At 70.7% G+C, this 19,517-nt stretch carries 16 protein-coding genes; 4 read left to right on the top strand and 12 right to left on the bottom strand.

The window, feature by feature from the left end; translation table 11 throughout:
• Positions 1-88: 88 nt before the first annotated feature.
• The 3 genes from ACIQD7_RS30295 to ACIQD7_RS30305 form a co-directional block, all read right to left on the bottom strand.
• Entirely contained in the window at positions 89-1,090 is a 1,002-nt protein-coding gene (locus ACIQD7_RS30295; protein WP_159057825.1) for an ABC transporter permease, read from the bottom strand.
• Positions 1,091-1,161: 71 nt separating this feature from the next.
• On the bottom strand, positions 1,162-2,211 hold the full coding sequence (locus ACIQD7_RS30300; RefSeq protein ID WP_402445758.1) for a zinc-binding dehydrogenase: 1,050 nt from the start codon (positions 2,209-2,211) through the stop codon (positions 1,162-1,164).
• A gap of 47 nt (positions 2,212-2,258) precedes the next feature.
• Complete coding sequence (locus ACIQD7_RS30305) at positions 2,259-3,725, bottom strand: aldehyde dehydrogenase (RefSeq protein WP_402445760.1); 1,467 nt, start codon at positions 3,723-3,725, stop codon at positions 2,259-2,261.
• Between the two features lie 250 nt (positions 3,726-3,975).
• Between ACIQD7_RS30305 and ACIQD7_RS30310 the strand changes: the two genes are divergently transcribed.
• Entirely contained in the window at positions 3,976-4,965 is a 990-nt protein-coding gene (locus ACIQD7_RS30310; protein ID WP_402445762.1) for an AraC family transcriptional regulator, read from the top strand.
• An 89-nt stretch (positions 4,966-5,054) separates the two neighbouring features.
• Here the strand turns inward: ACIQD7_RS30310 and ACIQD7_RS30315 are convergent, their stop codons facing one another.
• Genes ACIQD7_RS30315 through ACIQD7_RS30325 form a run of 3 tightly spaced genes read right to left on the bottom strand, consistent with a single transcriptional unit; the run spans position 5,055 to position 9,530 of the window.
• Positions 5,055-6,482 (bottom strand): MmgE/PrpD family protein, encoded by a 1,428-nt coding sequence (locus ACIQD7_RS30315; RefSeq protein ID WP_402445765.1) that lies wholly within the window; start codon positions 6,480-6,482, stop codon positions 5,055-5,057.
• A gap of 38 nt (positions 6,483-6,520) precedes the next feature.
• Positions 6,521-8,023 (bottom strand): aldehyde dehydrogenase family protein, encoded by a 1,503-nt coding sequence (locus ACIQD7_RS30320; protein WP_402445768.1) that lies wholly within the window; start codon positions 8,021-8,023, stop codon positions 6,521-6,523.
• On the bottom strand, positions 8,016-9,530 hold the full coding sequence (locus ACIQD7_RS30325) for an aldehyde dehydrogenase family protein (RefSeq protein WP_402445770.1): 1,515 nt from the start codon (positions 9,528-9,530) through the stop codon (positions 8,016-8,018). The genes ACIQD7_RS30320 and ACIQD7_RS30325 overlap by 8 nt, the downstream gene beginning before the upstream one ends.
• 260 nt (positions 9,531-9,790) lie before the next feature.
• Here ACIQD7_RS30325 and ACIQD7_RS30330 point away from each other — a divergent pair, with 260 nt between their 5' ends.
• A complete protein-coding gene (locus ACIQD7_RS30330; RefSeq protein WP_402445773.1) occupies positions 9,791-11,137 on the top strand; it encodes an MFS transporter in 1,347 nt (448 codons plus the stop codon).
• Between the two features lie 239 nt (positions 11,138-11,376).
• Here ACIQD7_RS30330 and ACIQD7_RS30335 read toward each other — a convergent pair whose 3' ends face one another.
• The 4 genes from ACIQD7_RS30335 to ACIQD7_RS30350 form a co-directional block, all read right to left on the bottom strand.
• Entirely contained in the window at positions 11,377-12,267 is an 891-nt protein-coding gene (locus ACIQD7_RS30335; RefSeq protein WP_402445774.1) for an HpcH/HpaI aldolase/citrate lyase family protein, read from the bottom strand.
• A 61-nt stretch (positions 12,268-12,328) separates the two neighbouring features.
• Positions 12,329-13,120: an enoyl-CoA hydratase/isomerase family protein gene (locus ACIQD7_RS30340; protein ID WP_152371247.1), complete on the bottom strand. Its 792-nt coding sequence runs from the start codon at positions 13,118-13,120 to the stop codon at positions 12,329-12,331.
• Positions 13,121-13,175: 55 nt separating this feature from the next.
• Positions 13,176-14,354, bottom strand: coding sequence for an acyl-CoA dehydrogenase family protein (locus tag ACIQD7_RS30345; RefSeq protein WP_402445777.1), 1,179 nt, complete (start codon positions 14,352-14,354; stop codon positions 13,176-13,178).
• On the bottom strand, positions 14,338-16,146 hold the full coding sequence (locus ACIQD7_RS30350) for a CoA-transferase (protein ID WP_402445779.1): 1,809 nt from the start codon (positions 16,144-16,146) through the stop codon (positions 14,338-14,340). Before ACIQD7_RS30350 ends, ACIQD7_RS30345 begins: the two co-directional genes overlap by 17 nt.
• A 182-nt stretch (positions 16,147-16,328) precedes the next feature.
• On the opposite strand from ACIQD7_RS30350, the gene ACIQD7_RS30355 reads away from it, so the two are divergent.
• Positions 16,329-17,504, top strand: a complete 1,176-nt coding sequence (locus ACIQD7_RS30355) for a CaiB/BaiF CoA-transferase family protein (protein ID WP_062759848.1) — start codon at positions 16,329-16,331, stop codon at positions 17,502-17,504.
• A 213-nt stretch (positions 17,505-17,717) separates the two neighbouring features.
• Positions 17,718-18,584, top strand: a complete 867-nt coding sequence (locus tag ACIQD7_RS30360; RefSeq protein WP_402445782.1) for a helix-turn-helix domain-containing protein — start codon at positions 17,718-17,720, stop codon at positions 18,582-18,584.
• 28 nt (positions 18,585-18,612) lie between these two features.
• On the opposite strand, the gene ACIQD7_RS30365 is transcribed toward ACIQD7_RS30360, so the two are convergent.
• Positions 18,613-19,308, bottom strand: coding sequence for a nitroreductase (locus ACIQD7_RS30365; protein ID WP_402445784.1), 696 nt, complete (start codon positions 19,306-19,308; stop codon positions 18,613-18,615).
• A partial coding sequence (locus ACIQD7_RS30370; protein WP_402445786.1) for a heterodisulfide reductase-related iron-sulfur binding cluster occupies positions 19,305-19,517 on the bottom strand: 213 nt, incomplete at its 5' end. The genes ACIQD7_RS30365 and ACIQD7_RS30370, both read right to left, overlap by 4 nt.

The raw sequence follows: 19,517 nt of genomic DNA on the forward strand, positions 1-19,517 counted from the left end.
TTCCGGGGCTCCTTGTGCCGAGCGAGGGGGTGGAGGGACGTGCGAGGGGAAGGTTCGCGACGGGGACGGGCACGGGTGCGGGAGGAGCTCACAGCTCGTCCGTCTTGGCCGTCTCCTCGTCCCGTGGGTGGAGCCAGGCGTCGAGCGCGATCGCCGCGATGAGGACGCCGCCCCGCACCAGGTCCTGGAGGGACGAGCTCAGCCCGCGCAGGATCAGAAGGTTGTTCAGGACTCCCACGAAGAGCGTTCCGGCGAGGACGCCGAGGACCGTGCCGCGACCGCCGGCGAGCGAGACGCCGCCGATGACGGTGACGGTCAGCGCCGTGAACAGCAGAGGGTCGAAGGAGGTCGCCGTCGTCTGGACGCTGCCCTGGACGGAGACCGTCATGTAGCCGGCCAGCACGGCGAAGAGCGCGGACACGACGTATCCGAGCACCTGGAGCGGACGGACCGGTGCTCCGGAGGAGCGGGCCGTCTCGAAGTTGTCGCCCATGGCGCGGGTGAGCCGACCGTACGACGTGCCGGAGACGAGGAACCAGGCGAGGAGAAAGACGGCTCCCGCGACGAAGATCGCCCGGGGGACACCGAGGACCGAGCCGCTGCTCAGCGCGGAGAGGACGGAGCCTTCCGGCAGGGCGTAGAAGTTCCGGTCCAGGAGGAGGATGTCCACGCCGCCGATGGTGAGCAGCCCCGTGGCCAGCGTCGCGAAGAGCGCCGGTACCTCCAGATAGGCCACGAGGACACCGTTGACGACTCCGACGAGCAGGGCGAGGCCGACGAGCAGGGCGACGGCCCGTCCTTCCGTCATGCCGTTCGCCATGAAGGCCAGCGTGGCCTGGGCGCAGCCGAGGCCCACGCCGGCGACGGAGAGGTCGATGCCCTTGCCGAGGACGACGAAGGCTTCGCCGACGGCGAGGATGCCGAAGGCCGCCGAGAGTCTCAGCAGGGTCTCGACGTTGCCTCCGTCGAGGAATCCCTCGGTCGTCGCGGCGCCGGCCAGGCAGAGCACGGCGGTGATGCCGAGGACGAAGAATCCTTGTTCGACGCGGGCGAGACGATCGCGTGGAGAGAGGCGGGGCCTCGTTTCCACAGCAGCCACTCCCATGAGTGATACCGCCAATCCAAGGGGTCGAATGTGCTGGAAGGTGCGGAGGGACGGGGTCAGAACTCGAAGACGGCTTTGCCGCCGGTCTGCCGGTCGAACTCGCGATACGCCTCGGCGGCGTCGTCGAGGGTCCAGCGGTGGGTGAACAACCGGTCGACGTCGACGCCGTGGCGGGCGACGAAGCGCGCGCATTCCGCCTGACGCGTGAGGGAGAAGGTGTACGAGCCGATGACGGTCAGCTGCTTGCGGATGATCTCGGGACTGACGTTCAGGGTGACGTCGCCGCCCTCCCCCACGAACGCGACCCGGCCCCAGACGGCGGCGGAGCGGACCGCCGCCGACCGGGCGGCGGAGGCGCCGGAGCAGTCGACGGCCCGGCTGACGCCCCGGCCGCCGGTGAGTTCGCGGATGGCCTCGACCGGGTCGGTGGTGTGCGAATCGACGGCGTGTGCGGCACCCAACTCCTCTGCCAGCGCGACGCGTTCGCTCGCGACGTCGACGGCGATCACCTCGGCGCCCATCGCCGAGGCGAACTGGACGGCCGACTGGCCGACCGGGCCGAGGCCGAAGACCGCCAGGGTGTCCCGGGCGGTCAGGTCGAGCCGTACGAGGGCGCCGTAGGCGGTTCCGGTGCCGCAGGAGATGGCCGCTCCGGCGGCGAACCCCACCTCGTCCGGCAGGGGGACGACGTTCCTCGCGGGCACCTTGAGGTAGTCGGCGTGGCCACCGTGTGCGGACGCGCCGAAGATGGTCACGCCGCGTTCGCACAGCTGCTCCCAGCCGGTGAGGCACTGGGCGCAGAAGCCGCAGCCCTGGTAGTGGCCGACCATGACGCGGTCGCCGACGCGTACGGCGCGGGCGTCGACGTTCGCGCCGACGGCGGCGACGACGCCGCAGGGTTCGTGTCCGGCGATGAAGCCGCCGTCGTCGCCCTCGATGCCGAAGGAGGCCAGGGCCTGGCCGCCGGTGGAACGGTAGAAGTGCAGGTCGCTGCCGCACAGGCCCGACGCCTTGATCTCGACGACGACGTCGTCGGGTCCGGGGGCCGGGTCGTCGAAGGTGGTGATCCGCAGGGTGCGCTCGCCCTGGAAGACGACTCCGCGCATGGTTCACTCCTCTATGGGGAAGGGGGCGTGCTCGATGAGGTAGGGGGTCAGGAAAGGGCGTCGGCCAGTCCTGCGGGGAGGCCGTACGACTTGAGCTCCACGTAGGCGTCGAAGCCCTCCAGGCCGGCCTCCCGGCCGATGCCGCTGGACTTGAAGCCACCGATCGGGGCGTGGAAGCCGACCCCGTGGCCGTTGATCTCGACGGTGCCGGTCCGGATGCGACGCGCGACGGCCAGCCCGTGCTCCGGGTCGGCGGTGAACACCGAGCCGTTGAGCCCGTAGTCGGAGTCGTTGGCCACGGCCACGGCCTCGTCTTCGCCGTCGACGGTGATGACGGAGAGGACCGGTCCGAAGATCTCCTCCCGGGCGATCCGCATGGAGGGTTCGACGTCGGTGAAGACGGTCGGTTCGACGAACCAGCCGCGGTCGAGGCCGGCGGGTCGCCCTCCGCCGACGAGGACCTGAGCGCCCTCGTTGCGGCCGATCTCCAGGTAGCCCTCGACGGCCGCGCGCTGGCGGGCGCTGACGACGGGGCCGACGTGCGTGGAGGGGTCGGCGGGATCGCCGACGTCGAGTCCGCGGATCATCTCGGTCACGCGGTCGAGGAGTTCGACCCGGCGGGCGCGGGAGACGACGATCCGGGTCTTGTTGCTGCACGCCTGTCCGTTGTTGCGGATCGACAGCGTCCGGACGGACTCGACGACCACGTCGAGGTCGGCGTCGTCGAGGACGAGGGCGGCGGACTTGCCGCCGAGTTCGAGCGTCACCCGGCGCAGGTCCTGCCCGCAGAGGGCGGCGATGCGACGGCCGGCGGCGGTGGATCCGGTGAACGACACCTTGTCGACGCCGGGGTGGGTGACGAGGTACTCGCTCACTTCGCGGTGGGCGGGAAGGACACTGACGACGCCTTCGGGCAGTCCGGTCCCGTGCAGCATGTCGGCGAAGAGGTACGCGTTGAGCGGGGCCTCCGGCGAGGGCTTGAGGACGACGGTGCAACCGGCCAGGAGTGCGGGCGCCAGCTTGAGCAGGGTCACGAGCAGGGGCGCGTTCCAGGGCACGACGGCCGCGACCACGCCGACGGGTTCCCGGGTGACGAGCGCGTTGCCCGTGCCGGAGCGGCGCACGGTGCTCCACTCGTACCGGGGCGCGAGCTCGACGAAGCTGTCGAGCAGCAGTCGGGCGCCGGTCGTCTGCATCGTGCGGGAGAGCGAGATGGGGGTGCCCATCTCTGCCGAGATGAGACCCGCCATCTCCTCGTGGCGGCCCGCGAGGGTTTCGCCGAGGCGGCGCAGTGCTTCCAGTCGGTCCGTGAGCGGCGTCCTCGGCCAGGGGCCGTGGTCGAAGGCCTCCCGGGCCGCCGCGACGGCCCGGTCGACGTCCGCCCTGGAGGCGGCGGGGACGTGTGCGACGGCTTCTTCCGTGTACGGGGAGATGACGGCGATCGTCTCGTCCGTGGCCGGGGTCTCCCAGCGACCGCCGATGTAGAGCTTGGAGTGGTTGCCTTGCCAGACCATGCCGGTGTCCCTTTCGCAGCTCCCCCGTGAGGTACGCGGAGGACGTGAGCCGCCGACAGAAGGGCGGCCGCTATGTCGTCGGGGACGGTACGGCCGGGGTGAGCCGGGTCACTATCCATCGGCCGCGCGGGAACAGCCGCAAAGCGAAGGAGGCATGAGCCTTCCAGGGGACGAGTAACAGATATTTAATATTCCCCAGCGGGTCACTCCTGCTCAGGCTGTCGGCGACCGGGTGCGCGAGGAGGCACAGGTGCCAGAGAACCAGGACCGGGCCGCCATCGAGGGCCCCCTGCACATCAGCACACGCGATCTGGACGTCGCCCGTGAACAGGGCAGCAGGAGCTTCGCGGAGCACGACATGCGGCTCGCACCGGGCCGGGATCTCGACTTCCGTCTCGGTCTCGCACCGGCGCCGCGCGTCACCCTCGGCAAGCTGAGCTATGGGACGGACGTGCGGCTCACCGTGCCGCCCATGCAGGACTGCTACCACGTGAACATCCCGCTCAGCGGTCGCACCGCCGTCGAGCAGAACGGCGTCCACGAGTCCTCGGCGCCCGGTCGGTCGGGGGCCGCCTTCGTCCCCGACGCCCCGCTCGGCGTGCGATGGAGCCGGGACGCGGTCCAGTACGCCCTGAAGTTCCCCCGGGCGCTGCTGGAGGACCATGCCACGAAGCTCACCGGAATCCGCTGCAGTGGGCCATTGCGCTTCGACCTCACCTTCGACCTCGCGGACGGACCCGGCCAGGCCCTCGTGGCGACCGTCGGGTTCATGTACGAGGAGCTCGCCCGCCCCGGAGGCCTCGCCGGCATGCCCGTGGCGAGCCGTGAGCTGGAGGCCCTGCTCATGACGCAGTTGCTCATGGCCGTGCCGAGCCAGCTGAGTCCGACTCTGCGGGGCACACCGCCGCCCACCCGGCGATCGCGGATCCTCGATGTCGTGGCCTTCGTCGATGAACATCCGGCGGCGGTCCTCGACACGGCGGACCTGGCGGCGATGGCGGGCGTCGGGGCCCGTGCGCTCCAGCTGGGGTTCCAAGAGGTGGTGGGGATGTCACCGACGGCGTACCTCCGTGGCGTACGGCTCGACCGTGCGCACGGGGAGCTGTCCTCGGGCTCGGGTGGTTCGGTGACGGAGGTGGCCGCGCGGTGGGGGTTCTTCCACCTGGGCCGCTTCGCCCACCAGTACCGGGAGCGGTTCGGCGTGCTGCCGTCGGAGACTGCGCGCGGCCACCGCCCCTGAACGCGCCGCCGGCCCGGTCCCCTCCCACGACGGAGGGGACCGGGCCGGCGGCGCATTCAGGGGTTTCGGGTGCCCTCCGGACCGGAGGGTCAGCGGTCCTTGCGGCCCACCAGGCGCATGACGTCGCCGAAGTCGCCGACCGTCTCCAGGTTGAGGACGGCGTCGACCACCCGGTCGACGGTCGTGTCCGCGAGGACCCCCTCGGCGTGTCCGCGGAACTTCGCCACCAGTTCGTCCGTGGTCATGGTCGACCCGGGCTCCGGCGACTTGCTGCCCTTGGGATAGCGGCGCTCGCCGACGAAGGTCGTGCCGCGCGCGGAGACCTCGATCCTGGCGGGACGGCTCGCGGCGTTGCCGGATATGAGCTCCACGTAGTTCGGGTGGACCTCGTACGACACCCGGTCCATCAGACCCATGACGGAATCGCCGAAGACGAACTCCGGGGCCTGCCAGGCCTTGGTCGGCGGTAGTGCGTGCGCGCCGACCGCGAGGCCGTGAGCGATGCTGAACTGGGCGTCGTGGACGTGCTCGATGGTGCGGTTGACCCAGAGCGGCTGTTCGACGAAGCCCTCGACCCAGGCCTTGATGCCGTCGATCTCGTCCGGCTTGAGGTTGTTTTCCGTGACGATCTCGGTGAGGGAGTCGAGCAGGGCGTGGAGGATGCGGCAGTGCGGGTAGGGCTTGTACGACTGCTCGGCCGGGAACCGCCAGTCCTCACCGAGTCCGTCGGTGATGGCGTCCGGCTCCCAGCGGCGGGTGCCGATGAAGCGCGGGAAGCCGAACTCCCGGTCGTCGAGGACGAGCAGGTCGCCACGGTGCCCGAGCTCGCCCATGTGGGCGGCGGTGAGCGCCGCCTGGGTGAGGGCGCCCGCCAGCAGGTACTTGATGGTGGAGGTCGGGGCGTGCTCGCTCCAGGCGCGGAAGGAGTTCACGGGGGCGATGCTGCCCGCGATGCCGAGCCCGTGCGACAGGATCTCGCGGTCGGTGTCCTTCAGCTTCATGACGGCGGCGGCGGCGCCGAACACGGTGCTGCTGTAGCCGTAGACCGGCGGCGGGGAGACCTTGCCGTCCTTGACGTCCCGCAGGTAGTCCATGGCCTTGCCGATGCGGTACGACATCTCGTGTGCCACGGCCACGGCGGTGATGACGTCCTTCCCCGACGCGCCGACGCTCTCCCCGACGGCCATGGCGCCGGGGAGCACGTACGGCGTGACGTGGCCGGGCGGCAGCACCGCGTCCGCGTCGAGGGTGTTGATCAGCTCGCCGTTGGCGAACGCGGCGCCGAAGACGGAGACCTTGTCGCCGGCGCCGATGATCGTCGCGTCGCCTCCCGTCCCACCGGTCATCCGGCCGTACTCGATGCCGATGCGCCCCTTCGGCTCGTCGACGGCGCCGAGGGCGCAGCCGAGGGAGTCGAGGATGATGCGCTTGCTCTCGTCGACGACGTCGGCGGGCAGCCGGTCGAAGTCGCTGTCGGCGGTGAAGGCCGCCAGGCGCTCCACGAGGGTTTCGTTCATTGCCTGCTTCTCCTGCTGGTTCGGGAGGGTGCGCGACGTCAGCGCGCGGCGGGTGCTTCGAGGAGGTCCCCGTACGGGTGCCGCGCCGCGCCGTGGTTCCAGACGGTGGTCTTGGTGCGGGTGTAGGTCTTGAGGACCTCCGCGCCGTTCTCCCGCCCGTAGCCGCTGTGCTTGAAGCCGCCGTACGGCGCGCTCGGGTGGATCGACCGGTAGGTGTTGACCCAGACGGTGCCGGCCTCGATGCCGCGCGTCAGGTGGTGGACGGCTCCGACGTCGTCGCCCCAGATCTGGGCGGTGAGTCCGAAGTCGAGGCCGTTGGCACGGGCGACGACCTCGTCCAGGCCGTCGTAGGTGAGCAGGCCGACGACGGGGCCGAAGATCTCCTCGCGTGCCGCGATGTTGCCGTCGTCGAGGTCCGCGAGGACCGTCGGCTCGAAGAAGTGTCCGTTCGCCGTGGCGGGACCCGTCTCGGCCCGCCTGCCGCCCGCGAGCACGGCGGCCCCGCCCTCGACGGCCCGGCGGACCAGGTCCTCGACGCGGGCGACCTGTTGCTCGCTGATGATGGCGCCCATGTCCGAGGACGGGACGAAGGGATCTCCGGGTCGGATGAGGCGGGTGGCCTCGGCCATCCGTCCGGCCAGTTCGTCGGCGAGGCGTCGCGGGACGAAGACGCGCGATCCGGCGGCGCAGCTCTGGCCGCACTTCACGAAGTTGGAGTGGAGCAGGTGCGGGACGATCCGGTCGAGGTCGACGTCGTCGAGGAGCACGACGGCGTTCTTGCCGCCGAGTTCCAGGGTGAGCGGCTTGATGTTCACGGCCGAGCTCTCGATGACGCCGCGGGCGCCGTTGAGGCCACCGGTGAACATGACCATGCCCACCTCCGGGTGGGCGACGAGGGCGGGGCCTGTGATGTGTCCGCGGCCTGAGACGACGCTGACGACACCGCGCGGGATGCCCGCCTCGACGGCGAGCTCCGCCATGCGGAAGGAGGAGAGGGGGCCCAGTTCCGGCGCCTTCAGGACGAAGCAGTTGCCCGTGGCGAGGGCGGGAGCCGCCTTCATCCCGAACATCAGCATGTTGCCGTTGAAGCTGTTGACGCCCGCCACGACTCCGTACGGTTCACGGGTCACGAACGCCGAGCGGTCGGGGTGGGAGGTGACGCTCTGCCCCTCGATCTTGTCGGCGACGCCGGCGAAGTAGCGGAGCCACCGGGCGGCGGCACCGACGTCGGCGGCGGATTCGCGGTAGAGGTGGCCCACGTCGGTGGACTCGATGCGGGCCAGCTCGTCCTGGTGGTCCATGAGGACGTCGGCCCAGCGGAGCATGAGGCGGGCGCGTTCCAGCGGCTCGACGGTGCTCCACTCGTTCCGGTAGGTGGTGGCCGCGCCGGCGACGACCTGGTCGACGAGCTCCTCGTCGGCCTCTCGCACCTCCGCGTAGGTGGTTCCGGTGGCCGGGTTCTCCAGGGACAGGAGGTCGCCCCGGCCGGTGTAGGACTCCGCGGCCCCGACGGCCTCGACGCGGATGAGCTGCTCAGGCATTCCGGGACCCTTCGGAGTCGGTTCTCGTCGCGATCTTGGTGAAGGCGGGGATGCGTCCTGCGAGGGGCGTGACGTCCCACATGATCATCTTGGTACGGGTGCAGGCGTCGAGGGCGTCCGGGCCTCCCGCGGTGCCGTGGCCGCTCTCTCGCCACGCGGTCGTGGCGATCTCGGGCGAGAGCGCGTCGTGGGTGTTGATCCAGACGGTGCCCACGTCCAGCCGGTCCGCCAGTTCCTTCACGGCGCCCGCGTCGCGGCCCCAGACCTGGGCTATGCCGCCGGAGCGGGTCGCGTTCGCCTCCGCCGCGGCCGCGTCGGCGTCCGTGTACGGGGAGACGGTCAGGACCGGGCCGGCGACCGGCTCGGTGCGCAGCGGGTTCGCGGGGCCCGCGTCGGTGACGACGGTGGGTTCGTAATAGCCGCCGCCTTCGAGGCCGGGCACCCGTCTGCCGCCGGCGTGGACCTCGGCGCCCTCCGAGACGCCCTTGGCCACCGCCTCCGCCAGCCGCTCGCAGGCGGTCTCGGAGGGGAGCGGCCCCATCAGCGCCCCGGGATCGAGGGCGGGGCCGACGGTGATGCGCCGCGCCAGGGCGGCCGCGCGCGTCACGAACTCCTCGTACAGCGACACGTGGACGTACACGTGGGAGACGCCGAACCAGTTCTGTCCCGCGCAGGAGAAGCGGGAGTGCAGCACGGACGGGACCGCTGCCGCGAGGTCGGCGCTCGGAAGGACGAAGGCACTGTTGCCGGAGGCGAGGTTGAGGGTGAGCGGTGCGATCGGGCCGGCCGACGCACGGATCACCTTCCGCCCGGTGTCGGCGGGTCCGGCGTACACGAGCATGCCGACCGATCGGTGCCCCGCGAGGTGGGTGGACAGGGACTCCGGGCCGGTGAAAGCGGCCAAGGCGTCGATCCCGGAGGCCTCGGCAAGGCGGGCCGCCAGGAGCGGCCCGAGCGGAGCCTCGGCGTGCGCGTGGAGGACGAAGCCGTTCCCGGCCGCCAGGGCGGGGGCGGCCTGCCAGGCGAACGTGGAGAGGGCGGAGTTCCGCGCGGCGACGCCTCCGACGACGCCGTAGGGCTCGCGGACGGTGTGCCCGAAGTGGCCGGGCACACCGGCGAGGACCCGGCCGTCGACCTTGCCCACGAGCCCGGCGCAGTACCGGATGCAATCGACCGCCCGGTCGACGTCGAGAGCCGCTTCGGCCCGCAGGGCTCCGGTCTCCCGGGCGACGAACTCGGCGAGCTCCTCGCGGCGGTCCGTGAGCTCCCGAGCCCAGCGGAGCAGGGCTTCGGTGCGGGCGAAGACCGCGAGCGCGCGCCAGCGGTGCGCGGCCCCGGCGACCGAGGCGATCAGGTCGTCGACCTCCTTCGTCCCGTACTCCGTGACGCGATGGACGATCCGGCCCGTCGAGGCGTCGACGACCTCGACGCAGGGCCCGTCCGTGGGCGGGACGAGGGCGGAGGAGAGTGCGGCGCCCGGGGAATCGACCAGTGATGATGCATGCACGTCGATGGCCTTCCAATGGCAGAGAGCCCGAGGGGCGTGTTTCCAGCCCCACACCGGGAGATACATCATGGATAATATTTACCTCCCTGTCACGTGTCACCCTCTTCACCGAGGGAGATAGTGCAGATTCAAGGCGATACCGGACCATGAGGCACTCGCCCTGGACGGCGTCCGCTTCATCTTGTCGAAACTATCGACATATCAAATTTAATGCACGATCCTCATGGCGCTCCTTCCCCCACCTCGTGGAGAGGTACGCCATGACGACACACGACGCCCCTGTGACCCCTCGGACCATGCGGCGCATCGCGCTCGCCAGCGGCACCGGAACGGTCATCGAGTACTACGACTTCTTCATCTTCGCGACCGCCGCCGCCCTGGTCTTCCCGAAGACCTTCTTCCCCGCCCTCGGCTCGGCGGCCGGTACCGTCGCCTCCTTCGCGACGCTCGGTGTCGCGTTCGTCGCCCGCCCGCTCGGTTCGATCCTCTTCGGCCACTTCGGCGACCGCCTCGGACGCAAGACCACCCTGGTGGCGACGCTCCTCGTCATGGGCCTGGCGACCTTCCTCGTCGGCCTGATGCCGACGGCGGACACGATCGGGGCGGCGGCACCGATCCTCCTCGTGGTGCTGCGCCTCCTCCAGGGTCTCGCCGTCGGCGGCGAGTGGACCGGGGCGACGCTCATGGCCGCGGAGAACGCGCCGAAGGCCCGGCGGGGCTTCTGGTCGATGTTCGGCTCGCTCGGCGGATCCATCGGAATGATCCTCGCGAACGCCACCTTCCTCCTCATCGGCGCGACGATGAGCACGGCCGCCTTCGAATCCTATGGATGGCGCATACCGTTCCTCACCAGCTTCCTGCTCGTCGCCGTCGGCTTCTTCATCCGCATGAGGATCGAGGAGCCGGCGGTCTTCCGGACCGAGGTCGCCCGGCGCGGGACCTCGTCCGTACCGTTCGCCGAGGCCCTGCGGAACCAGCCCCGGGAGATCGCCCTGGCTTCGGGCGTGATGCTGATGATCTTCTCCTTCTACTACCTCGCGGTCGGCTACATGATCAACTTCGGTACGACCGTGCTCCACCTCTCCCGCACCACCGTGCTCTCCATCGGCATCCTGGCGGGCGCCGTCTTCGGCCTGGCTCTCGTCCTCGGGGCGGCGTGCTCCGACAGGGTCGGCCGGCGCCGGGTCATCCTCGCGGGGAACGGGATCGCCGTCGTCTGGGCGCTGGCGCTCTTCCCGGTCCTCGACTCGGCGTCGGCCACGACCTTCGCCCTGGCCTCGTGCGTGACGACGTTCATCAGCGGCTTCGCCTACGGCCCCGTGGGTGCGTTCATGCCGGAACTCTTCCGCACCCGCTACCGCTACACGGCCGCGGGCTTCGCGTACAACGTGGCGGGGGTGCTCGGCGGGGCCGTTCCCCCGCTGATCGCCGCCGCGATCGTGGCGGCGTACGGCGGCATCGCCTTCGGCGGTTTCCTCGCTCTGCTGTGCCTGATCAGCTTCGGCTGCACCCTCGCGCTCCGCGAGACCCGGGACACGGCCATGGAGCAGGACGCCGACGCGGCACCCACCCCGGAACGGAGCGCGGAGGAGGCCACGACCGCCTGACGCCGGTGCCGCCCGTCCCGACTCCGCCGGGGCGGGCCCGACGACCGGCCCCCGGTGCACCGCCTCCCCGCGGAACCGGCCCCGGGGGTCTCCACCGAAGCCGGGGGGGCCGGTACCGGAGATCTCCGGTACCGGCCCCCCGGTGGCCGCCCCACCGCAGTGGCGACCGTACGGGCGGGCGGCCGTTCCCCGCGTACCCTCGTCCGCCGGAGGGGCCGCCGCCCTGGTCCCTTCTGCCGCTACTCCCCCGCGATGGCCTCGGCCAGGTCGATCACGCCCTGCGCCGTCTTCGCGTGTGCCAGGTCGATGTGCTGGCCCTCAAAGTCGACGGCCGCGCTGCCGCCCGCCTCGGCCTCACGGAAGGCCGCGATCATCCGCCGGTAGTGGTCGACGACCTCCGGAGAAGGAGTGAAGACCTCGTTCGCCGGGGCCACGTGCGAGGGGTGGATGAGGACGATGCCGCGGTAGCCGAGGCGGCGGTTGTCCTCGGCGAAGCGCCGGAAGCCCTCGAGGTCGGCGATGTCCTGCCAGACGCCGGCCACCGGGTGGTGGAGTCCCGCGGCGCGGGCGGCGAGGACGATCCGGCTGCGCAGGTAGAGCGTCTCCAGGCCCTCGGGGGTGAACTCGAAGCCGAGCTCGCGGCCCACGTCGGCGTTGGGGCCGGTGGCGCCGAGCAGGCTGGAGATCCGCGGACTGGCCGCCGCGATCTCCTCGCAGTGCGCCATCGAGACGGCGGTCTCGTAGCTGACGATCAGACCGATCGAGCCCGCCTCCAGGCCCTCGCGGGCCTCGATGTGCGAGACGACCGCGTCGATGCGGACGATCTCCTGTGCGGTGAAGACCTTGGGCAGGAAGAGGCCGGCGAGGCCCTCGACCAGGACCTCCTCGACATCGGCGCCGAAGAGACCGCTGTCGACGCTGTTGGGACGCACCCAGACGTCGGCGCGGACTCCCTGGGCGCGCAGCCGGCCGATGGTCTCCCGGACCGTCTTGCGGGCGTCGGCCTTGTCGGTGGCCGGGACCGAGTCCTCCAGGTCGAGGATGATCGCGTCGACACCGGTGGCGACGGCCTTCTCCGCCCAGGTGGGCTTGTGTCCCGGCACGAAGAGCATGGAGCGGTACGGATTCATCGAGGAATCTCCTTGGTGCGGCGTGGTGCGGGGTGGGGCCTGCTCGGAACGAGGGCTTCGCTCAGAACGAGGGCTTGCGGCGCTCGCGGTGCGCGGCGAGGCCTTCGAGGACCTCGGGACCGCCGAAGCCGTAGAACTCCAGGGCGAGCGAGGCGTCGAAGATGGACCCGGCGACCTGCCGGTACCAGTTGTTCAGGGACTGCTTGGTCCAGCGGATGGCGCTCGGCGCCCCCTGCGCGAGTTCCAGGGCGACCTCGCGGGCGGTCGACAGGAGCTCGTCCTCCTCGACGCAGAGCGACACGAGGCCGATCCGCTCCGCCTCCTCGCCGCTGAGCGGACGGCAGGTCATCAGGTAGTACTTGGCCTTCGCCATGCCGCAGAGCAGCGGCCAGCAGACGGCCGCGTGGTCACCGGCGGCGACGCCGAGCCGGGTGTGGCCGTCGATGATCTTCGCCGTCCGGCTCACGACGGACACGTCTGCGAGCACGCCCGCCACCAGTCCGGCGCCGACGGCGGGGCCGTGCATGGCGGAGACAATGGGCTTCGAGCAGTCGATGATGTTGTAGACCAGGTCCCTGGCCTCGCGCATGGTGCGGGTGCGGGTGTCGTAGTCCTGGGTGAGCTTCTCGACCAGGTCGAAGGAGCCCCCGGCGGAGAAGCCCTTGCCCTCGCCCCGGAGCAGTACGGCCTTCACGGCGGGGTCCGCGTCGAACTCGCGCCAGATCTCGGCGAGGTCGGCGTGGGCCTCCTCGCTCACCGCGTTCAGTTTGGGGGCGTCGAGGACGAGCTCGACGACTCCCGCCTCGTCCGGTCCGTCCACCCTCAGGTGGGCGAAGCCTGCGTAGCGGCTCATTTCTGTTCCTTTCCCTCACGTTCTCCGTGGTGCGGACGGCGGGTCGCCCGGCGGCTCAGGCGCCGACGGCGCGCTCCCGGCGCATGAGCTCGCGTCCGATGATCAGCTTCTGGATCTCGCTGGTGCCTTCGTAGAGCCTCAGCAGGCGGGCGTCCCGGTAGACGCGCTCGACCGCGACCTCTCGCATGTAGCCGCTGCCGCCGTGCACCTGGACGGCGAGGTCGGCGGCACGGCCGGCCGACTCGGTGCAGAAGAGTTTGGCCGCGGAGGGTGCGATACGGCGGTCCGAACCGTCGAGGTAGTGGCGGGCCGCGTCGCGGGTGAGGGCCTTGCACGCCATGACGAGCGCCTGCTGTTCGGCCAGCATGGCTTGGACGAGCTGGCGGTCTCCGGTCGGTACGCCGCCCTGGAGGTTCTGCGCGGAGTAGCGCACGGACTCGTCGAGGGCCCGCTCGGCGAGGCCGGTCGCCAGCGCGGAGATGTGGACGCGGCCGCGGGCCAGGACGGTCATGGCGGCGCGGAAACCGGTCTCCACCTCACCGCTGATCAGCGCGTCGGCGCCGACCCGTACGTCGTCGAAGTAGACGTCGGCGGTGGTGGCGCCCTCCTGTCCCATCTTCCGGTCCTTGGGGCCGACGGTCAGCCCGCGGGTGCCGGCCGGGACGAGGAAGACCGCGATCTTGCCCTCGGCCTCGTGGTTCTTGACGCGGGCGAAGGTGACGAAGAGGTCGGCCAGGGGCGCGTTGGTGATGAAGCGCTTGCCGCCGCTGATCGACCAGCCGTCGCCGGTCCAGGTGGCGGTGGTGCGCATGCCCGACGGGTCGGACCCGGCCTCGGGCTCGGTGAGGGCGAAGGAGGCGAGGCACCGTCCCTCGGCCATCGGTTCCAGCCACTGCTTCTTCTGCTCGGGCGTGCCGTAGCCGACGAGCACCTGGCCGGCGATGCCGTTGTTGGTGCCGAACAGGGAGCGGAAGGCCAGCGCCGTGTAACCGAACTCGAAGGCGAGCTCGACGTCCTGGGTGATGACGAGGCCGAGGCCGCCGTACTCCTGCGGCAGCGCGTAACCGAAGAGGCCCATCTCCGCGGCCTTGCGGCGCAGGTCCTCGGGGATGGCGTCGGTGTCGGCGATCTCCCGCTCCCGGGGGACGACCTCCTCCCGGACGAACCGGCGGACCTGCGCGCGGATCTGCGCGAAGTCCTCGGCGCTGACCGTCTCCTCAACGGGTGCGGACATCGGTCTTCCTCTCAGTGGCTGCGGCTGTGGTGTCGGGGGCGATGGACGGAACCTGTACGCGTACGGCGGGGGCGGCGGGCGCGACCGGGGTGCGGGCGCGCCCGAGGAAGTACCCCTCGGGGTCGAAGGAGCGGAGTTCGGCGACGTCGGCGGTCGTGACCTCGCGCAGTTCCCGGAGGAGCGGGCTCACCGTCACGTCCCAGCCGCAGTGGTCCCGGACCTGGGCGACCCGATCGGCGAGCGGTTCGGGGCCGGGGGCGACATGGGTGAGGACGAGCTCCCCGTCCTGCTTGGACAGCACGCCGAGGTCGGTGACGACGGTGACGACCCGGGTACCGGGGCTGGTGACGTAGCCGCACCGCTCGACGAAGCGGCGGCGGTCCATGGTGCCGACGACGAGGACCTCGTCCGCGTTGGTGATGACGTCGTTGCCGCCGCCTGAGCCGACGAGGTAGGGCCCGCCGTCGATCCTGGTGGTGTTGATGTTGCCGTGCCGGTCGATCTGGGCCGTGCCGACACAGGCGATCGACCGGAGGAAACGGCCGTTGACCAGGTTCCCGAGGACCTGCTCGGTGTCGAGGAGCATGGTCGAGGACGGGAAGTTGGAGAAGCTGAAGATGAAGGGGTCGCCGGGGGTGGGCGTGTAGTCCCAGAGGCCCAGTTCCGCGGCGAGGGCCACCCGGTGACCGGCCTCCTTGGCGCGTCCGACACCGACCCAGGCCGCCAGGTTGGCAAGGCCCGCGCCGGCGAGGACGGTGTCGGCGCCGGTCTCTTCGACGCGGCGGGCGACGAGGTCGGCGAGCCAGACGGCGGCGCGCTCGGTGCCGTTCGGCGGATCCTCCCTGCGCGCCCCGACGGGCAGGGGGGCGGGGGCCTCGGCCGCGAGGGCCAGCTCTTCGAGCCGTTCGGGTCCGAGCTTCGCCAGGTAGGCGTCGTGGTCGGCCGGCGCCAGGATCCATTCCTCGATCCAGTCGTCGAAGTCGGGGCGCCGACTCGCCTCGCGGACGGCGATCCAGTGGTCGACGTCCTCGACGTAGCCGCGGACGGGGAGCCTCGCCCCGGAGGGTCCGGGGAAGACGCCTCCGGGGTGGGCGCCGAAGGGGGCCTCGACGACGCCGAGGACCCGGTGGGCGGGTATCCGCACCATCGTGGACCACGGCCGCAGGTCGTCCACCACCTTCTCGACCGTGGCGATCACTCCGCGTCGCGAGGCGAGGGCGCCCACCACGCCCTCGAACATGGGCGGCGCGATCGCCAGGTTTCCCTGCCGGTCCGCCACGGCGGCGTGCACCAGCGTGACGTCCGGGACCAGCGGGGCGACGAGGCCGACCCGGCCGAAGGCCGTGTCCATCTCCTCGTACGCGTCGTTCTCGGCCATCGAGGAGTCGCGCACCGACCCGGTGACGACCGCCGGGACGCCGGTGGCGGCGGCGCGGAGGCGCTGGATGTAGGTGAGGAAGGACCAGTTCTCGACCTCCACCTCGCCGGAGGTGTAGGCCTTCTGGAAGACGGGATTGGGGGTGAAGACCGGGAAGGAGTCCCCGGAGTAGACCGTGACGACCTTCTTGAGGCTCCCCGAACGGAAGAGGACGGCCCCCAGGGAGGAGAGGCTCGCCATGATGAGGGTGAACTCGGAAGGCTTCCCCCAGTGCTGGCGGACCAGCTCGCGCACCAGGGCGCTCCAGCGGCTGTGGCCCATCATGACGTGGACGGCATCTCCGGGGCGTACGTACCGGGAGACCGCCTCGTCCAGGCGGCAGAAGTCGACGGATCGCCGTGCGGGTTCATCCATGACATGTGCTCCTTCTGTACCACCCATTCAGACTTCGCATAAAATATATTTACCATGCACTGAAGACAAGGAGGCCCTGGCCACATGAGCTTCCATCGCTCCGGAACCCTTGACAAACCCTAAATCATATATTTTACATAGTCCCCTCAGCTGGCGATCGTGCGAGTGGAACGAGGTCACCGATGCAGCACAAGCCGCTCGACGGCATCCGGATCCTGGAACTGGGGGGCTACATCTCCGCTCCCTACGCCAGCTCACTGCTGTGTGCGCTGGGCGCCGAGGTGGTGAAGGTCGAGAAACCGGGCACCGGCGAGGACTTTCGGCGCCTCAAGAACGATCGCAGTCCGTACTTCGTCCAGTACAACGCGGGCAAGCGCAGCCTCGCGGTCGACCTCAAGAACCCCGAGGGCATCGCGCTGGTCAAGTCGCTCGTCCCCCGGTTCGACGTCGTCCTGGAGAATCTGCGCGCCGGGAAGCTCGCCGCACTCGGTCTCGGTCCCGAGGAGTGCACCGCGCTGCGCCCCGATCTCGTGTACGCCTCCGTCACCGGCTTCGGCAACGGCGGTCCGCTCGCGCAGCGGCCCGCCTACGACACCATCGGACAGGCGTCCGCGGGCCTGTACTCCCTGCTCAGCGACGCCGGCCAGTCCCAACTGTCCGGCACGATCCTCGCCGACCTGATCACCGGCGTCTCCACCGCCGCCGGGGTCCTGGCCGCCCTCGTGGGCCGGGCCGCCACCGGCGCGGGCCAGCACGTGGAGACCTCCGTCATGGAAGCGGTCACCACGCTCACCGCCGACGCCGTCAGCCAGTACTTCGACGACGGGCACCGGAATCCCAGTCGGCAGAGCCGGCACCCCCAGGCACAGAACTTCTGCCTCAAGACCGCCACCGGTGAGGACATCGCGATCCACCTGTCCTCCTCCCAGAAGTTCTGGCACTGCCTCCTCACGGCGATGGACCGACACGACCTCGGGGAGGACCCCCGCTTCGCCACGTATCCCGAGCGCGAGCGGAACTACTTCGAACTCGTGGAGATCGTGCAGGCGGAGTTCCTCACCCGGCCCTCGGCGGAGTGGGAGAAGCGGCTCGGCGACGCGGACGTCCCCTTCACCCCCGTCCTGACCGTGTCCGGCGTCATGAACCACCCGCAGACCGAGTGGCTGCAGCTCTTCGAGCCGGAGGACAACGGCGTCTCGTTGCTGCGACCGCCGTGGCGGTTCGGCGGCACCCGGCCGGACCGCGGTGGCGTCGCCCCGCGCGTCGGCCAGCACACGCGCGAGATCGCCGGCGAGGTGTACGACGCGTCGCGCATCGAGGAGCTGCTCGCCTCGGGCGTCCTCTTCGCGGACGCGTAGGAACCCACCTGGATCGCGTCGGACGCCGGGCGGCACCGTCCCGGCCTCCGGCGCAGCCCCGCCCCGGGGAGCTGTCGGCGGTGACGCGTCGTGGACGTCGGCGTGGAACGGGCCGATCCGCCCGGGGCGGGGCTATTCTGGTTCCGACCGGCCCGACATGTTCGTCGGAATACCAGTGAAGATCCCGGACCAGTCGGCTGCGAGCACTGCGCCATGAACACCGTCAGCACCTCCCCCAACGAGCTCGGCGACTTCCTCAAGGCCCGCCGAGCCGCGCTCAGCCCGCGCAGCGTCGGCCTGCCGGACGAAGGTACGAGCCGGCGCGTCACGGGACTGCGGCGGGAGGAAGTGGCGCTGCTCGCCTCGATCAGCACCGACTACTACACCCGGATCGAACAGGGACGACGCAGGGCTTCCCCGGCAGTTCTGGACATCCTGTCCAACGTCCTGCGGCTCAACGAGGACGAGCGCGCCTACCTGCGCGAGCTGGCCGATGGACAGACCGACCAGGGCGTCCTCCCGGAACGCCAGTCCGTCCAGCCGCAGCTCCAGCGCGTCCTCGACGGGCTCTCGGACATCCCGGCCCTGGTGATCGGCCGCAGGATGGACATCCTCGCCTGGAACCCGATGGCGGTCGCCCTGCTCACCGACTTCGCCATGCTTCCTCCGGAGCACAGGAACTATGCGTGGCTGCTCTTCCGCGACCCCGCCTCCCGGACTCTCTACCGGGACTTCGAGCAGGTCGCCACGGTCTCCGTGGCGATGCTCCGCAGGGAAGCCGGACACGATCCCCACGACAGGAGCCTCGCCCGCCTGGTCGACGAGTTGTGCCAGGCGGACGAACAGTTCCGTACGTGGTGGAACGAGCACCACGTGGCCGTCGGCAGCACCGGGACCAAGGAGATGCGCCATCCCGTCGTCGGTGACCTCAGCCTCGACTGGGACGCCCTCACGTGCGCCCATGACCCCACTCAGCGGCTCGTCGTCTGGACCGCGAAACCGGGCACTCCGTCGCACAAACGCCTGGGCATGCTGGCGTCGCTCGTCGACGGGGACCCGGAGTCGGTCGCCTCGCGCTGATCCCGACCGCACGGCGGCCGGCGTGCGATCAGCCGTCGATCACGGTAACCACCTCCGCGACATCCGCGCGCGTCGTGCGGAACGCGTTGACCGGGTGGGCCGTGTCCGCGTACCCGAAGGAAATCGCGCAGACGACAAGCCGGTCCGCAGAGATCCCGAGGTGTTCGCGGACGTGGGCGGCGTACCGCGCGATCGCCGCCTGCGGGATCGTCGCGATCCCCAGGGAGGTCGCGGCGTTGAGGAGGTTCGTGACATAGGCACCGCAGTCGACGGCCCCGTACACGCCCTGACCACGGTCGGTCGTGACGACGGCGACGTGCGGGGCGTCGAAGAACGCGTAGTTCCTCAGGTACTGCGCCTCACGCCCCTCCCGGTCGTCCCGGGAGATCCCCAGGCCCGCGTAGAGCGCGTAGCCGGCTTCGCGCCGCCGCTCCCCATGGACACCGTGGTACTCGTCGGGCATCGGCAGGTCGGGTACCGCCGACGGACGGCTCCTCACGTGCTCGGTCAGGCTCTCGGCGAAACGTCGGGTCGCCTCTCCCTTCGTGAGATGCACCTGCCACGGCTGGGTGTTGCACCAGGACGCGGTCCGCTGCGCCATCGCGAGCATCCGGGCGATCACGTCGTCGGGCACCTGGTCCGGCAGGAAGGCCCGACAGCTCCAGCGGTCGTCGAGCAGCTTCTCGAAGGTGACGGCCGCTTCCCCTTCCACCGGTCCGTTCATGGCGCCTTCACCGAGTCCAGGAGGAGCTGGGCGACGTCCACGACCGTCACCGACTCCTTGATCTTGCCGCCCGCGGCGGAGCCGCTTTCGGATGCTGCCTTCTTGCCGTTGACGGAGTCGGTCAGCATGACGAGGCAGAAGGGGCAGGCGGTGGAGACGATGTCCGGGTTGAGGGACAGGGCCTCCTCGACGCGCTCGTTGTTGATGCG

The organism is Streptomyces sp. NPDC093071, assembly GCF_044754545.1.
Lineage (GTDB): Bacteria > Actinomycetota > Actinomycetes > Streptomycetales > Streptomycetaceae > Streptomyces.

Excerpts from the sequence above, each read along its gene's own strand:
- ACIQD7_RS30300 (WP_402445758.1), bottom strand. The coding sequence starts at position 2,211 with ATGCGCGGAGTCGTCTTCCAGGGCGAGCGCACCCTGCGGATCACCACC.
- ACIQD7_RS30305 (WP_402445760.1), bottom strand. The coding sequence starts at position 3,725 with ATGGTCTGGCAAGGCAACCACTCCAAGCTCTACATCGGCGGTCGCTGG.
- ACIQD7_RS30315 (WP_402445765.1), bottom strand. The coding sequence starts at position 6,482 with ATGAACGAAACCCTCGTGGAGCGCCTGGCGGCCTTCACCGCCGACAGC.
- ACIQD7_RS30320 (WP_402445768.1), bottom strand. The coding sequence starts at position 8,023 with ATGCCTGAGCAGCTCATCCGCGTCGAGGCCGTCGGGGCCGCGGAGTCC.
- ACIQD7_RS30330 (WP_402445773.1), top strand. The coding sequence starts at position 9,791 with ATGACGACACACGACGCCCCTGTGACCCCTCGGACCATGCGGCGCATC.
- ACIQD7_RS30335 (WP_402445774.1), bottom strand. The coding sequence starts at position 12,267 with ATGAATCCGTACCGCTCCATGCTCTTCGTGCCGGGACACAAGCCCACC.
- ACIQD7_RS30340 (WP_152371247.1), bottom strand. The coding sequence starts at position 13,120 with ATGAGCCGCTACGCAGGCTTCGCCCACCTGAGGGTGGACGGACCGGAC.
- ACIQD7_RS30345 (WP_402445777.1), bottom strand. The coding sequence starts at position 14,354 with ATGTCCGCACCCGTTGAGGAGACGGTCAGCGCCGAGGACTTCGCGCAG.
- ACIQD7_RS30350 (WP_402445779.1), bottom strand. The coding sequence starts at position 16,146 with ATGGATGAACCCGCACGGCGATCCGTCGACTTCTGCCGCCTGGACGAG.
- ACIQD7_RS30355 (WP_062759848.1), top strand. The coding sequence starts at position 16,329 with ATGCAGCACAAGCCGCTCGACGGCATCCGGATCCTGGAACTGGGGGGC.
- ACIQD7_RS30360 (WP_402445782.1), top strand. The coding sequence starts at position 17,718 with ATGAACACCGTCAGCACCTCCCCCAACGAGCTCGGCGACTTCCTCAAG.
- ACIQD7_RS30365 (WP_402445784.1), bottom strand. The coding sequence starts at position 19,308 with ATGAACGGACCGGTGGAAGGGGAAGCGGCCGTCACCTTCGAGAAGCTG.